At 69.4% G+C, this 13,726-nt stretch carries 15 protein-coding genes; 6 read left to right on the forward strand and 9 right to left on the reverse strand.

The features are described from left to right. Positions 1-20: 20 nt before the first annotated feature. Together I4J89_RS42910 and I4J89_RS42915 are read right to left on the reverse strand one after the other, a co-directional pair. Complete coding sequence (locus tag I4J89_RS42910; protein ID WP_196419974.1) at positions 21-305, reverse strand: helix-turn-helix transcriptional regulator; 285 nt, start codon at positions 303-305, stop codon at positions 21-23. Next, positions 302-715 (reverse strand): hypothetical protein, encoded by a 414-nt coding sequence (locus I4J89_RS42915; RefSeq protein WP_196419975.1) that lies wholly within the window; start codon positions 713-715, stop codon positions 302-304. Before I4J89_RS42915 ends, I4J89_RS42910 begins: the two co-directional genes overlap by 4 nt. A gap of 302 nt (positions 716-1,017) precedes the next feature. Between I4J89_RS42915 and I4J89_RS42920 the strand changes: the two genes are divergently transcribed. The 3 genes from I4J89_RS42920 to I4J89_RS42930 all read left to right on the forward strand — a co-directional run bounded on the left by I4J89_RS42920 (position 1,018) and on the right by I4J89_RS42930 (position 2,587). Then, positions 1,018-1,437, forward strand: coding sequence for a hypothetical protein (locus I4J89_RS42920; protein WP_196419976.1), 420 nt, complete (start codon positions 1,018-1,020; stop codon positions 1,435-1,437). A gap of 343 nt (positions 1,438-1,780) precedes the next feature. Further along, complete coding sequence (locus I4J89_RS42925) at positions 1,781-1,948, forward strand: hypothetical protein (RefSeq protein ID WP_196419977.1); 168 nt, start codon at positions 1,781-1,783, stop codon at positions 1,946-1,948. A 204-nt stretch (positions 1,949-2,152) separates the two neighbouring features. After that, positions 2,153-2,587: a hypothetical protein gene (locus I4J89_RS42930; RefSeq protein WP_196419978.1), complete on the forward strand. Its 435-nt coding sequence runs from the start codon at positions 2,153-2,155 to the stop codon at positions 2,585-2,587. A gap of 126 nt (positions 2,588-2,713) precedes the next feature. Here I4J89_RS42930 and I4J89_RS51810 read toward each other — a convergent pair whose 3' ends face one another. Both I4J89_RS51810 and I4J89_RS42940 read right to left on the reverse strand, forming a co-directional pair. Next, the gene (locus I4J89_RS51810; protein ID WP_309238730.1) at positions 2,714-2,926 is read right to left on the reverse strand and encodes a DNA cytosine methyltransferase; all 213 of its coding nucleotides are present in this window, start codon (positions 2,924-2,926) and stop codon (positions 2,714-2,716) included. A gap of 183 nt (positions 2,927-3,109) precedes the next feature. Then, positions 3,110-3,631 (reverse strand): hypothetical protein, encoded by a 522-nt coding sequence (locus tag I4J89_RS42940; protein WP_230860570.1) that lies wholly within the window; start codon positions 3,629-3,631, stop codon positions 3,110-3,112. A gap of 556 nt (positions 3,632-4,187) precedes the next feature. Here I4J89_RS42940 and I4J89_RS42945 point away from each other — a divergent pair. Beyond that, positions 4,188-4,982, forward strand: a complete 795-nt coding sequence (locus I4J89_RS42945) for an ATP-binding protein (protein WP_196419979.1) — start codon at positions 4,188-4,190, stop codon at positions 4,980-4,982. Beyond that, on the forward strand, positions 4,979-5,626 hold the full coding sequence (locus I4J89_RS42950; protein WP_196419980.1) for an STAS domain-containing protein: 648 nt from the start codon (positions 4,979-4,981) through the stop codon (positions 5,624-5,626). Before I4J89_RS42945 ends, I4J89_RS42950 begins: the two co-directional genes overlap by 4 nt. 30 nt (positions 5,627-5,656) lie before the next feature. Here I4J89_RS42950 and I4J89_RS42955 read toward each other — a convergent pair whose 3' ends face one another. The 5 genes from I4J89_RS42955 to I4J89_RS42975 form a co-directional block, all read right to left on the reverse strand. After that, on the reverse strand, positions 5,657-8,104 hold the full coding sequence (locus I4J89_RS42955) for a tyrosine-type recombinase/integrase (protein ID WP_309238729.1): 2,448 nt from the start codon (positions 8,102-8,104) through the stop codon (positions 5,657-5,659). Beyond that, on the reverse strand, positions 8,097-9,095 hold the full coding sequence (locus I4J89_RS42960) for a tyrosine-type recombinase/integrase (RefSeq protein ID WP_230860571.1): 999 nt from the start codon (positions 9,093-9,095) through the stop codon (positions 8,097-8,099). Before I4J89_RS42960 ends, I4J89_RS42955 begins: the two co-directional genes overlap by 8 nt. Before the next feature lie 261 nt (positions 9,096-9,356). Further along, on the reverse strand, positions 9,357-9,674 hold the full coding sequence (locus tag I4J89_RS42965; protein ID WP_230860572.1) for a hypothetical protein: 318 nt from the start codon (positions 9,672-9,674) through the stop codon (positions 9,357-9,359). Continuing rightward, positions 9,671-10,651 carry a TRM11 family SAM-dependent methyltransferase gene (locus I4J89_RS42970; RefSeq protein WP_373688202.1) on the reverse strand — a complete coding sequence of 327 codons (981 nt, stop codon included), beginning with the start codon at positions 10,649-10,651 and terminating at the stop codon, positions 9,671-9,673. The genes I4J89_RS42965 and I4J89_RS42970 overlap by 4 nt, the downstream gene beginning before the upstream one ends. Beyond that, entirely contained in the window at positions 10,635-11,576 is a 942-nt protein-coding gene (locus I4J89_RS42975; RefSeq protein WP_196419983.1) for a hypothetical protein, read from the reverse strand. Before I4J89_RS42975 ends, I4J89_RS42970 begins: the two co-directional genes overlap by 17 nt. A gap of 560 nt (positions 11,577-12,136) precedes the next feature. Between I4J89_RS42975 and I4J89_RS42980 the strand changes: the two genes are divergently transcribed. Next, complete coding sequence (locus tag I4J89_RS42980) at positions 12,137-13,000, forward strand: hypothetical protein (protein WP_196419984.1); 864 nt, start codon at positions 12,137-12,139, stop codon at positions 12,998-13,000. Positions 13,001-13,726: the final 726 nt, after the last annotated feature.

A 13,726-nucleotide genomic window follows, 5' to 3' on the forward strand; every position in this document is an offset into this window, starting at 1 on the left:
CGCTCGATTGCCGTTGTTGATCAAGTCGTCGGGCGACGTTGCTCGTCGACGGTTTCGACGGGCAGGTGCAAGGCGGTGAGAATCGCCGCGACGGGCACCCGGTAGCGGGCTCCGATACGGAGTACGGGGACCGGGAAGGCGCCGCGTTGGACGAGTTCGTAGGCCGCGGACCGGCCGATGCCGAAGATCGCCGCGGCGGTGGGCACGTCGGTGACCGGGCCGAGCGCGCGGATTCGTGCCGGTGTCCAGCCGGCGGCCGTCAGCGCGGCACCGGGAGCGTCGTCGGTGGTGGGGACCGAGTTCATGCTGCTCGGTTTCCCCGGCATGCTTCGACACGTCGGGAGGTCACCGACTGCAGCGAGCGCTGGGCGGGGTCGTCGGCGGGTGCCGTGATCGCGGTGGGAAAGGTGAGGCAGCCGGTTCGGAGGCGGCCGAGCGCGGCGATGAGCTGCCCGATGCCGGCGTGGACGGCGTACCGGTCGTTGAGGGCGGTGACCGGCACGCTGACGGCGACGGCCCACCGGTACGGCAGGACCTGCAGGCCGAGCCGGGCTGGTAGGCCGGCGCCGTCGCGGCGGTTGAGGGCACCACGGCGGACGAGAGCGCGGATCTCCGCCCGGACCGTGCCGGCAGCGATCGAGGCGTGGTCGGCGCTGGGGCGTATAAGGGTCGCGAAGCGACGGTGGTGCAGGGAGGACGCGGGGGTCCCGGTCATGGCATGCCTTTCGGAGAACGAGAGAGCCGGGCGGGCACCCCGTGCGAAGGGGCACCCGCCCGGCGGACGGAAGGAAACGAAACCGACGGTCGGCGATTGCCGCGGCACCCGTTCACCGCGATCCCCCTGATCGGTGCGTCCGGTGAGCCGGTGTGTGTGCCGGGGAAATTGCCTGATCAGGGTGCGGCGGCGGTGCACTTGATCTGTGTCGCGGTGTCGCGGTTCATGGTGTGGCACCGGTTCGGACCCGGTGCCGGCGCGCGTATCGCGCACGCCGCCGCACCACTTGTTAGGGGTAGAACATGGATGCTGTGAGCGCCGATCCGCCAAGCGCGGTCGCCGCCGAGCCGGTGGACGTGGCAGCACCGACGGACGTGGTCACGATCGATCCGGAGGATGAGCGCGTGGTGCCCGAGGCGTTGACCCGGCTCGTCGCCACGGCCCGGTTCACGCTACGGGCGGTGGAGATCAACGCGAGCTATCCGGCGTTGGACGCTGTGGCCGCGATGGAGCAGACCACGGAGGTGCTGCACCGCCTCGGCGGCCACTTCGATCTGTACGTGGGGGACTTCTCCGCAGCGGGTGGGACGGCGATGCGCCGGGCCCGCGATCTGCTGCGACAGGTCCGGTCGGAGCTGAGCGACGCCCGCAACCACCTCACGATCGACAGCGAGTCATCGCCGGTGATCCAGGTGATCGAAGCGGAGCCGATCGGGGTGTAAACGGCCCAGTAGTAGCGAGGAAGGGCTCGCCCGCACCAGTGTGCCGGGCGGCCCTTCGGCGTTCGCGTCACTGGCCGGGACGCGTAACAGCATCTATGGACACGGACCCTCCTCGGCCGTGGCCACGTAGATCAGGACACCTTCCTCCCTTCCTTCGGGCTTTCGGTGGGCCTGCTGATCACGGTGGTGCCTGCCAGCGATGGCGGGCCGTGTGTTCTAGTGCCGTGGTCGTGGCGGAGCCGGCTGGGCCGGGACCAGCCGGGCCGCGGTGGTCGGGAGGCGACGATCCGCCACCCGGCCGCGCGGAGGCTGGCCCCGGACTCGTCCTGGCGGCAATACCTTCGTGTTCCGTAACCTCTTCAACAGCCAGGATCTGAGCGCTTCCGACAAGAACCAGTACTCGGGCGGCGGATATCGGGTCTACTCCGCTCCGATCAACTCCTTCGACCGGACCCACGTCTGGCGCTTCGACCGCCCCGGCGCCGCCTGCGCTGTGATCCGTCGGGACTGATCGGGTCGGGTCGCCGCATCTCGGAAACGGTGACCCGACCCGGCCTGTCAACCTCAGGCCCGCTGGGACGGGCCGAGTTTGACGCCGCTGATGTCGCCCCGGGCTTCACCCGGCGGGTCGGCTGACTGACAGACGGGGCGGTGGTTGCCGCATAGGCTCCGCCTGTCGTGGCGCACGGCGTTGCGCCCGTGGCTGGAGGTAGCCATGCGTAGGACCCTGACCGTTCTCGCCGTCTCTGTCCTGACTTCGTCCACTGTGCTGCTTGCCCCGGCGAGCGCCGCGACCGCGGTTGCGGGCCTGACGGTCACCGCCCGTTCGGCGGCACGCCAGGCGGGTGGCGCGGGCGTGACCCTGACCGGCACCTACCGATGCGGCCCGTTCAGCGGCGGCGTGCCGGATCGCGGCGTCATTGACTTCACCGTCAGCCAGACCCGTGGCGGCGTCACGGTCAACGGGTACGGCTACCTAGAGCCGGCCGCCTGCGACGGCGCCGCCCACCGGTACACCGTCGAGGTCACCGCCGTCAGCGAGCCCGGCTTCCGGCGCGGACCGGCGAAATGGAGCGCATCCGGATATGTCGAGGGTGACGGTGGCGTGCAGAACGGCTTCGTGCCCCCGACGCCGATCCAGATTCGGTAACGGCTCTGAGTTGACAGCGATCCGGGCAAATAATCCATATCGCTGGCGCCGGTGATGCCCGAAGGGGGTGGCCAGCGCACACAAACCCGCTTTGTGTGCGCTGCCTGCCTCATAGCGGCAAAGGGGCTACACGCTCGGGCAACGTGTGCGCCGATCGCCCCTCGCGCAGCGCCAACAGGGGCGTGCGGCGACGCGAACGGCGTCGGCGACCGCTGTCCAGACGCTGGAGTTACGGCCGGTGATGCCGGCGCGTTTACCCGCGTTGCTGATGTCCTGGCAGGGGAACCCGGCGGTGACGATGTCGACCGGCTCGACCTTGGTCCAGTCGACGGCGCGGATGTCGCCGAGGTTGACGACGCCCGGCCACCGCTCGGCGAGGACTTTTGCTCGCGTGCGAGTCGGTTTCCGCGTACCAGCAGAGGCGGCCGCCGAGGACCGCTTCGACGGCGAGGTCGAGGCCGCCGAACCCGGTACAAAGTGACCCGATCCGGAGCTGGGCGGGTCGGGCTGCGGACGGCTCAATCACGCCACCTCCCGCAACCCGACCACGTCCCCGCACCGCGCGACCGCGAAATCCGAGGTGTCCTTCGCCACCGGCTCGGCCGGGTGCGGGCAGCTCCACGGTCCGCACCCCGGCGTCTCCTGCTGGTCGCCGGCACGAGGGCGTAGCACCACCTCGTCGAGCGGCACCCGCTGCCGGTGCAGGAAGAACTGCCCGCGCAGCGGATGCCCGTCGGCGTTCGCCCGCGCCGACCCGTGCCGGATCGCGGCGTCGAACGCGACCGCGTCCGCCCATCCCGCCGGGTCCTCGTCCCGCAACCGAACCCACTCAAGATCGGTGTGGAACGGGCAACCGAGGCACGCCGATCTCGGCGTGTCGGCCAGCCCGTGCTCGGCCAAGAATCTTGAGCAGTCGCCGCGCCGCCATCCGAGATCGAGCAGCGGGAAGACGTTGCGCATGTAGCCGACGTCGGCGTCGCGGGCCCGATGAACTTCATCGACCGAGATGCCGATCGCCATCTGCGCGTACACGCCGGCTGGCACCCGCCCGGGGTGCGGATAGCCGAGCCGCCGCCGCACCTCAGTCTTAATGGGACGAATTTTGTACTCGCTGGTGCTTATCTGCACTTGGGTTGAGAGGGAAGTGATGACACAGAGCGTGTCGTTTGGCTTTGGTAGATGTGTCGTCTGACTTGCTGTCAAGGACGAGCCTTCCTGTGAACGTGCAAGCGCCGCGCACCCTCTGGGTGCGCGGCGCTTGGGTTGGTGGGGATATTGCGGTTCGGTCTGGGTGCCGTCTTTGTGTAGTTACCGGTCAGGGTTTAGTCGCGGCTCATCCAGGTCCTTGGTTTCTGCGTGCGCGGTGGTTGGACGGTTGCGTCTCAGTACCTGGTTGAAGCGCCCATGGGTAAGCTCGCCGAGTTCAAGATCGGTTCGGGCTGTCGGGCGCGGAAGCGAGACTTGGCTTGCGCCTGCGCCTGGCATTTGCCGGACCGGGTGTGCGACAGACGGTGACGCTCTGGCGTCACGGTGTCGAGGAGAGAAGACTCGGCGATGAAGCGACCGCCTTCTCTGTCGTACACGGAAGATCTGGTTTTCCATGAATAGTCCGTTTATCGTGGCCGGTAGTCCGCAGGTGGACTGCGTCAATGACCCTGGCGGGGCGGTGACGCAGGTCGTGGTGCAGGGCCGTTGGGATGGCCTCCTTCGTGAGGAGGCGTCGTGGGTGTTGCGGGCCTGCGTGGCCGAGGCTCCTTTCTTGGTGTTGGTCGACCTGACGCAGTTGCAGGACCCGGCCGGTGAGTCGGGGTCGACATGGCGCACCGCGGCCCGATATGCCGCGGAGGCTGATCCGCCGGTGTCGGTGGTCCTGTGCGCGGTACCGACGGCGGTGCGGCAACGTTTGTCGAGTAGGGGCGGTGATCAAGCGATCGGACTAGCCGACAGTGTCGAGACGGCACGGGCAGCGGTGCGGGGCCCGGACGGTACGTTCCGGCGGCGGCACATGGCTCTGCTGGCGCAGCCGGCTGCGAGCGCGCTGGCCCGCACCATGGTTGGTGACGCCTGTCTGGCTCTGGGCGCGGCGCACCTGACGTATCCGGCTCGGCTGATCGTGTCGGAGCTGGTGGCCAACGCGGTCTCGCACACCGGCACCGATCCGGAGATGTGGGTTTCGGTGCGCGGCGATATGTTGCATCTCGCCGTGCAGGACGGCAGCCGGGAGCTTCCACGGCTGCTCGACCTCAGCCCGGGCCGTTGGCGTCCTTCCGAGCTGCAGCAAGGATGGGGGTTGAGGGCAGTGACTGCTGCAGCTACTGCGTGGGGTGCCTTACCATGCCGGCGCGGCAAGGTCGTGTGGGCCGCCCTCGCCATCCGGGCGGGGGCGCCGACATGACGTTGTTCTCCGATAACGGAAGCCGTCTCTATGTGACGGTGCACGGCGAGGGGAACCGAACCACGGTCATTCTGACCGGTGAACTGGACATGAGCAATGAGGCGCCCTTGGCGCAGCTGTTGGACACCGCGATGGGCGGCGACACCAAACACCTAGACGTGCAGATGGCCGAACTCTGGTTCGTCGACGTCGCTGGGGTACGGCTGCTACTACGTGCCCATCAGCTGGGCGCGGACCGCGGTGTCGAGGTGAAAGCGTGCGACCCGCTGCCGCATATCGTCTGGCTGCTACACATCATCGACGACGCAGCCGTGCTGCTCGGTGTCAACGCGCCCGGCGACATGACGCCCTACCCTGACGGTCCGCCACCGGCGCCCAGAGTCGATGAGCCGGTGGACGAAGACTCACCTGTCCCGATGGCCGACGCTCGTGAGGAGCGTGATCGGCGCGCCGATGAACGTGATCGGCGCGCCGATGAACGTGAGGAGCAAGCTGACGACCGGGACCGGCTCGCGCAGGAGCGTGACCGGCTTGTCGACGAGCGGCAGCACCGCGCCAGTGAACACCAGCGGTGGGAGGACATCCGTGAGGAGTTGGCTGACGTCCGTGAACGTGCCCTCGAACGCCGCGAAAAGGATTTATGACCCCCTCGGCGGCTGTCGTGATGTCCTGCTTCAGGCGGGCGGTCGGGAGCCTGGCATACCGAGGCCTACGGCGCTGGCAAGCCCTTGCAGGCGTGTGGCTTGCTGCTGTTTGTCGGCGAGGAACCGAAGGGTGAGGTCGATGCCCTCGATCTCGCCGAGCCAGCCTTCGGCCTCTGCTCGTGCGCGCCGGGCGATCAGGTCTTCCTCCAGCTCGGCGAGCCGGCCCAGCATCTTCGGATTGACGTTGAGCATCGGGCAGCGGATGCAGGCATGTTCGTGCTGGCACGGGGTGCCATACGGGCGGGCGCAGGAACCCAGCTCGACGCGACGTTTGTCGAAGTGCTCCTGAAACTCGTCCCACTCCGTCGCGGTGGCGTCCCGGTACTCCTCGCTGGGCCGGAAGGTGCGCCGCTGCTGCAGATACTGCTGGTAGTGACGCACCACGTCGTCGTCGAACACGGCGACGTAGCCACGGGTGGTCTGGATGTTCAGGTGACCCAGTAAAGCGGCGCCGATGTGGATCGGTAGCCCGCTGTTGACCAGTTCGGTGGCGAAGATCCGGCGGAAGTCGTGCGGGGTGATGTGCAGCCCGCGAAACGCCGGATGGTACTCGGCGATGGCCTCACACAGCCGGCGCAGCATCAGACCGACCGTGGCCGGGGTGGTGACGTGGATGCTCGTGCCGCGCCGCCGCTGAAACAAGTACGGCAACGGAGTGCTCCACAGCTTGTCGTGGGCGTCGAACCGGCTCAGCCGGGCGATCGGCTGGCCGTCGCGGGTGAGCCGCCGCACCACCTGAGCGATCACGTGGAACAGCTCGGCCGACATCGGGATGACACGTTCGCGGTCCATCTTCGACGGCGCGATCACCAGCAGCGCGATGACCTCGCCGTTGGCCCGCTGGTACTGGCGGATACTCAGGTGCGACAGCTCGGTGAGCTCTTCGATTCGCACGCCGGAGTGCCGCAGCGTCTCGACGATCGCCCACTCCCAGAAAGTGGCTTCTTCCAGCGCACTGACGTGGATGACCTTGCCGGTGGCCTCATCGACTACCCGCACCGGCCGTTGCTCGTGCCGGGCGCGTTTGCGGTCGGCGGACGACAGGTAGCGCCGGTAGGTCTGGCCGGCCACGGTGAAGACACCGTCTTCAGGCGTCGCTGTCGCCTGTTCCAGCAGGGCTTTGGCGTGCTGGTGCCGCTGCTCGATGTGGGCCACGAGCACCGGTAGCAGCGGCTGCCGCACGCGAGTGCGGTCGGCGGAGCGCTCCTCGATACGGCGGCGGCGCTGGCCGCCGCCACGAAACTCGGTCTGCGCGACCGGACACGGGGCGACCCACAGCGCCCACCGTTCCGGCTCTTCGGCGGCCCAGGTGTGCAGGTCGAGGTAGAAGCTGCGGACCGCGATGAGGATCTCGTCGACATTGCCCCGCGGCTGCCCGTCGTCGCGGGTGCGTAGCTGCTCACGCCACACCTCGTAGGTCTGCGGATCGATGCGCAGGTCGGCCTGACGGGGGCTGAGGTGTTCGATCTTCTCCCAGAAGTGGTGCGTCAGCGACCGGGCCAGGTTGTTGATCGTGGCGTAGTCGGTCTCGGCGCGGCGGCGGGTGATGTAGTCGATCAGCAGCTGCCGCACGCCCTGATGGACGATCGGGTATCGGTCGACGAGTTCGGCGGTGCTGAGCTGACCGCGCAGCATCGCGGCCCGCATCGTGGCAGGTGTGCTGGCCGCGAAGTGCCCCATCCGGTGCAGCACGTTCCACACGCCGATACCCGCGAACTGGTTCGCGTCCTTCTTGCCGTCGCGCAGCACCGTGCGGACCTGCCGGGTCTGGTGCGTGTAGTGCAGCAGCGCACCTGGGGTGACGTCGGCGAGCGCGACGCCTTGCACGGTGAGCAGGCAGCACACGTCGAACAAGGCTTTGCGTCGATGGACCCACCGGGCATCGTGCTCGTCGACCTGTCCGGCGTACTTCTCCAGCAGAGCGTCCTTCTGCGCGGTGATGAACTGGCCCGGATAGTCGCGGAACTTGTTGCGCCGAAACGCCATCAGCGACGGCTGGATGACCCGTAGGCAGAAGAGCATCTTGATTCCGGGACTGATCGTCTGGCTCGGCTCGATGCTAGAGATCACACTGCTCGCCGCGACTGTGCCGGCGGCTAGCGGGCTCGCGTCCCACCGCTGTTGCCACGTGATGCCGGGGAACGTCTGCAGGTATTGCAGCGCCGCCGTCACCTGAGTCCGGCGATGCGCGCAGTCGCTCGCCGGCCCGTCCCATGCCGCTGCGGTGACCTCCCTGAGCCGGTCGACCGACGCCGTGGCCAGATCGCCGAAGGGACGCGGTGCCGTCGCTGCCGTTGCCGGCTGCGCTGGGATACGCCCCTGCACGAACCGGCTCGCGAAACCGAGCTCCTCCAGCACCGGACCGTGCCGGTGATGCCGGCGGGTCAGACCCGTAGTCGTGGTCGCCGACTTAGCCACCGAACACCGCCGCGATGTCGGCCGGGTCGTAGCCCGGCGCGTACGTCATTACCGGCCGCGGCCGGTTGTAATGCTCGGCGAGTTTGTCGACGAGATCCTCCACCCGCGCGGTCAGGTAGCGGCCGGTCACCCGGATGTCGGCGTGCCGCAGGATCACCTGCACCTCCGGCAGCGTCAGTCGGCCGCCGTTGACCATCCGGGTCGCCGCGGTGTGCCGCAGATCGTGCAACGTCCAGTTGGTGCCCAACTGGGCGTTGACCCGCTGCAAGATCCGCCGCAGCGCCCAATAGGCCAGCGGCCGATCCCCGCCTCGGCGGGTACGCCAGATCCGGCCACCGGCCGCCGGCGTACCCGCCTCATCGAAGTATCGCGCCAGGTAGAGGAACGCCTGTGGTGAAGCCGGCACCAGCTGCCGCGCTCGGGTGCCTTTCGAGATCACCCAGATCCGTTGGTCGGCCCAGTCAAGGTCTTCCAGCACCAGTCCCAGAAGCTCAGCGGCTCGCGCTCCGCTGGAGACGAAGAACTCGAGCAGCGCCCGATCACGGTCGCAGCCCAGCGCCGCGAACAGCTCGTCCCACAACCGGTCCGGGATCGAGCGGGGAAGCGGGGCGGGAACCCGCTGCCGCAGCCGCGCCCGCCCGAACTTCGCCGGTGCCTCCAACGGGCTGCGGTGTGCCATCGCTCGTCGCCGTTCCGCTGACACCGGGACTGGATTGCGCACCGGACCACGACCGTGACAAGCGTGGAACTGGTAGAACCCGCTGACCACCGACAGCGCGTGGTTGATCGTCGACGGCGCGTAGCCTGCCTGCAAAGCCGACTTGCCTGTCTTCGGATTCACGGATCCGGCGGGCGGCGCCTCCGGATCCGACCGCTGCCGCTGCGGATTCTTGGCAGAGCGAAGCCAGCCCACCAGCACCGCGACCTCGGCCTCGGTCGCCTGTTGCCAGCCCATCTGCAGAGCCCACAACAGCCGGAACCATCGCAGCAAGCCGAAGGCGTAGCTGCGGCAGGTCAACGGGCTGCAATCGCTCAGCGCGAGTTCACGAAGGTAGCCGGTCGCCGGCTCGACCTCGGCTCCCTGCGTGTCACGTACGACGAACGGCGGATGCAGTAAGGAGGTGTCGATAACCGAACCAACGGGCGGGACTGTGCCGCGCCCTTCCACCAACAAGACACGCAAATCCACGCAGCGCCCTCCGAGTCATCATCGCTGGCACCAAGGCCAACGAGACGGCCCGGTGCAGATAACTCAGCATTGACGGCGAGCCATGCCTTTCTCGCCGTTGGGGCCGAGGGTGAACAGCGGCATGGACGCGAATCGGTGGGCGGGGTCGAGGGCGTCGTCGCGGATGTTGCCGGCCGACACCCGCACGATCGGGATCCCCGCCGACGCGGCGATCTCCTCCAGACGCCGCAGATGCGAGTAGACCGCGGCCGGCTCCCAGCCCGTGTCGGAGAAGACCGCGGCGTCGAACGCCGGGATCCGCCTCTGAATCGCGAGCAGCAACAGAGCCGAACTCTGGATGCCGGCACCCAGAGAGAGGTAAGCGGCGATGGGTCCGGTCACGCAACCACCCCGCCCTCGGTCACCTCGGCGCGCTGGAACACCAGGACGTCCTCGTGCGCGATCAGGTGCATCGGCGTGCCGGCCCGGCGTGCCTTCCGGACCGCCTGCAGCTGGAAGAAGCTGGGCCGGGCGACCAGTCCGCCGTCGCGGACCGCCGCCAGTAGGGCCACGCACCGGTCCACTGGGATGAGCCCGGCCCGGACGCCGGCGCCGATGACAGCGGACGGCAGGTCGACGAGCTGGCCGTGTTTGCGCCACGGTCGGGCGGTCACGACCACGACGCCGCCGGGGCGTAGTAGTGTCGCGCAGCCGGTGAGGATCTGCGCGAACCCGTCGGCCAGGCCGGTCAGGTCGCGGTAGGCGAGGTTCCCGCGGTCGGTGCCGTCGTTGTAGGTGTTGTCGGACTTCTGGACGCCGCCTTCGCCGGGCTCGACCAGACCGTGCACTGTCGGCCCGTACGGCGGGCTGGTGACCACCAGCGCCACCTGCCCGGTCAGTGCGGCCGGGACCAGCGACAGGATGCCGGTGGAATCGCCGCGGATCACCGCCGCCCGCCCAGTCGCGCCCTGGGTGTGAGCGTGTTTGATGTTGGCGTCGGCGACGTCCGACCAGCGGGACTCGTACTCGATGCCGAACGCGTCGCGGCCGGCGTGCACCGCCTCGACCAGGGTGGTGCCGATCCCGCACATCGGGTCCAGGACGAGGTCCCCGGGCTCCGTGTAGTGCTCGATGGCGTGCGCGGCGATCGCCGGCAGCATCCGGGCAGGGTGCTTGACCGACTCGGCCACGTAGCGGCCCTTGCGCTGCACCGGCCCGGTCGACTGCGCGGTCACCCACACGCTCAGCCCGTCCGGACCGGCGCTGCGGTGCCGGGCGTCGTAGGCGCGGTGTCGCCCGCCGGAGCCCGGCCGGGCACCGGAAACGACGGGTTGGGTGCCTGACTCCTGCGAAAAGCGATGCTTAGCCACGGCGGCCACCGCCCTGCCGGCCGTTCTTGCCGGGCCGCGGCGCAGTTCGGTCGGTCTGGCTGAACACGAGCAGGTCGGCGTGCACGCGCAGGTGCGCGGCCTGCCACTGCCCGGTGGCATCCGCTAGGGCGAGCAGTTCCTCGTCGGTGACGTGGTAGATGAATGCGTCGCCGTCGGTGTCGGCGGCGACCGCGACGATGTGCTGCAGGTAGCCGAGCCGCACGCCGGCGGCGGCGTGCACCACAGGCGTGAAGTCCTCCGGAGCGGGCGAGGTGCCGGGCGGGACGGCGACGACGAGGATGAGGCAGCCGCCGGGGCGCAGCAGCTGCGCGCAGGCGGTCAGCAGCCACGCCAGACGGACCCGGTTGGCGGCGTCGCCAGTGTTATCCAGGGGCCAGCGGGCGACCACCAGACCGGTCACCCCGTGCAGGGAACCGTCGGCTGGAAGATCGGCTCCCGGACCACCAGCCGGGTGCAGGGCGGGGTCGGTGAGGTCGTCACCGAACCAGGCGCTCAGCTCCGGCAGCTCCTCCTGATCCTCGCCGCCGCCGTCGCGGTCGTCGGTGAGGTCAGCTGTGGTGTCGGCTGAGAGGGTCGAACTGGCCGGGCTGGCCGGGCCGATGATCAGGCTGGCGGCGTCGGTGAACCAGGCCGGGTGGTGCAGGCGGCCACCAGCCGTGCAGGCCTGGGTGAGGGCGTGGCCGTCGGTGAGGTCGACGACGACCTCGCCGGGGCGCGAGTAGGCGGCGATCAGCCGGGCCGCGAGACGGGCGCCGATGCTGCGTCCGGCGTCGGCTTCGGTGCGGGCGGTGCGCCAGACGGTGATCGGCACAGGCGGGTCGCCGGCGATCAGGTCGGTCGGGGCCGCGTCGATCGCGGCCGGGTCGGTGGATGCGGACGGGCTGATGTGGTGCTGCGGCGTGTGCTCGGGCATGAAGTGGTGGGCTCCGCGCCGCGCCGTGATGCGCTGACACCTTCAAACCGGGTTCTGTGCGCTGTGGCGAACACTCACCGAGCTGACGGCGGTCTGACACTTTCTGACACCGGCCCCGCTGCGGAACCGCCCGGAGGCCGGCAGGCAAGCCGGCGGACATTGTCAGCCGTCCGTCAGACGCGGGTGAGATCGCCAGCGGGCCCGCTGCCAGGCCTGGCGTCCGCTGTCAGTTTCTGTTAGCCGTTGGTGCCGCAACGACTGGCACGACACCGCCAGACAAAAAGCGCAGGTCAAGGCCGGTTTGTCAGAAACGTGTCAGATGGCCGTCAGGTGGATACGCGCCTGTCGCAGGCACCGGATTGCCGGGTGGCCACCGCGCTGATCCGCGCTGGCCTGCACCGTCAGAACGGTGTCAGCCGCTCGTGGCCCAATCAGCGGCATGCCGTACGCGGCCGGCCCGATCGCTGAGGGCCACGGCCGCGCGGCGAAGCCCACCCCTCCATAGACCAAGAATCCCGCCAAGGTAAGCCCGCCGTCTCGATTCCCAGGAGTTTGCCCGCATGACTGCCACCGACTGGCCCGACTCGCCGCTGGACGCCGTCGACGCCACCTTCGTCGCTTTGACTACCGGAGACAAGCCGCTGCTGCTCGACCTGGAGCCGTTGCGCGAGGGCACCGACCTGCCCGAGAGCGGCCTCAGCTTGCCCGCGCTGCGGCGCTGGCTGCTCTCGCACCCGCACTCCTACGAGGCCCGCGACGCTGTGTGGCGCGAGCTGATCCGCCGGGCCCGCCTGGAGGGCCCGGCGTGGGTGATCGCCGCGACCGCTATGGCCCTGCCCGCGCTGCGCCGCTACGCCGGGCAGCTGCGCCGCGGCTGGGGCGGCGACGCCCACGACCTGGACGCGGAGATCCTCACCGGTTTTCTGACCGCCCTTCGTGACCGGGTCGACCTGTGCAGGCCGGCGCCGTACGCGTCGCTGTGCCGGGCCGCCTGGCGCGCCGGCTACGAGCTGCACCAGCGCGACGGAGCGGAAGCGATTCCGCTACCGGCGGAGGTCCTCGATCACGTCACCGGCCCGCGGACACCGAAGCGCCCGTGGGGGCACCCCGACCTGCTGGTGCGCCGCGCCGTCGAGCTGGGCATCGTCGACGCCTGCGACGAGCAGCCCTACATCGACCTGCGGCTCGGGCACCGCGCCATCGAACCGATCGCCGCCCGCCTCGGCATCGAGGTTGTCACCCTGCGCCGCCGTATCCAACGTATTGATGTCCGCATCGCCGAGGCTGTTAGCGACGGCATGCTTTCCGACGTCATTTCCCCGCAGGCCCGTGAGCACTGGGTACTTCAAGCCGAGCAGCGCAGCCGGATCCGCGCCGGCCGTGGCCGCGCCACCGCGGTGCAGCCGGAGTTGCTAGCCGCCTGAACCACCTGCGCCACAGCGAGCGGGCCCGACGTCTTCGTCGGGCCCGCTCGCTGTGGCGTGAGCCGCGCGCCGGCTACGGCCGTGTACGGCGGCCCTCGTGCCCGATCGGCCACAAGAACGTGAGGGCACGGCACCCGTGCCCCTCGCCACAGCCCAGCTGGCCCAGAGCTTGGGGTTGCCGAATTGGCGACCACGCCGTCTGTCGGGCGCGTACGCCACCCTTCCGGCGGCAGTACCGCGAACAACGCTCAGGCGTGCGGCCCGATGTCAACAGTCGCAGGCTCGCAGCAGTCCGACACGAGTCGGACAGCGGCCTGTTCCCCGCCGCCGGCGCGCCGCTGTCAAAGGAGATCCGGCTGCCGCGCCCGGCCGCGCCGCCGGGGTGAAAGCGACTCTGACCTGCACTGTCAGACCCGACAGAATCCTGTCAGACAGCCGAGTGTTCGCCACAGCGCACAAACGCCGGTTTGAGGGTGCGGAACCGCCACGGCACCGAAAACACCGGTGCCCCGTCGCGGTCTCCGCCCGCCGCCGAGCCCCGAGCCTTCGAGGGCCGGGCGACGTGAGCCCGGGGACGTTCTCGGGTGCCGCGCCCCTGATGCGCTGACACCTCATTATCGCGAACCCGAACAGGGAGGACGAGCTCCTCCCGAGACACCCCGGCTCACCTCGCCACCGTCCTTCGCCTCGGAAGCCCGGCGGCGGTCCCTTTTCCGCCGTTTCGAG

Origin of the sequence: Actinoplanes aureus (assembly GCF_015704865.1) — a bacterium.
Lineage (GTDB): Bacteria > Actinomycetota > Actinomycetes > Mycobacteriales > Micromonosporaceae > Actinoplanes > Actinoplanes aureus.

What these genes read in the sequence shown, in the direction of transcription:
- I4J89_RS42910 (WP_196419974.1), bottom strand. Translation starts at nt 305, where the DNA reads ATGAACTCGGTCCCCACCACCGACGACGCTCCCGGTGCCGCGCTGACG.
- I4J89_RS42915 (WP_196419975.1), bottom strand. Translation starts at nt 715, where the DNA reads ATGACCGGGACCCCCGCGTCCTCCCTGCACCACCGTCGCTTCGCGACC.
- I4J89_RS42920 (WP_196419976.1), top strand. Translation starts at nt 1,018, where the DNA reads ATGGATGCTGTGAGCGCCGATCCGCCAAGCGCGGTCGCCGCCGAGCCG.
- I4J89_RS42930 (WP_196419978.1), top strand. Translation starts at nt 2,153, where the DNA reads ATGCGTAGGACCCTGACCGTTCTCGCCGTCTCTGTCCTGACTTCGTCC.
- I4J89_RS42945 (WP_196419979.1), top strand. Translation starts at nt 4,188, where the DNA reads ATGAATAGTCCGTTTATCGTGGCCGGTAGTCCGCAGGTGGACTGCGTC.
- I4J89_RS42950 (WP_196419980.1), top strand. Translation starts at nt 4,979, where the DNA reads ATGACGTTGTTCTCCGATAACGGAAGCCGTCTCTATGTGACGGTGCAC.
- I4J89_RS42975 (WP_196419983.1), bottom strand. Translation starts at nt 11,576, where the DNA reads ATGCCCGAGCACACGCCGCAGCACCACATCAGCCCGTCCGCATCCACC.
- I4J89_RS42980 (WP_196419984.1), top strand. Translation starts at nt 12,137, where the DNA reads ATGACTGCCACCGACTGGCCCGACTCGCCGCTGGACGCCGTCGACGCC.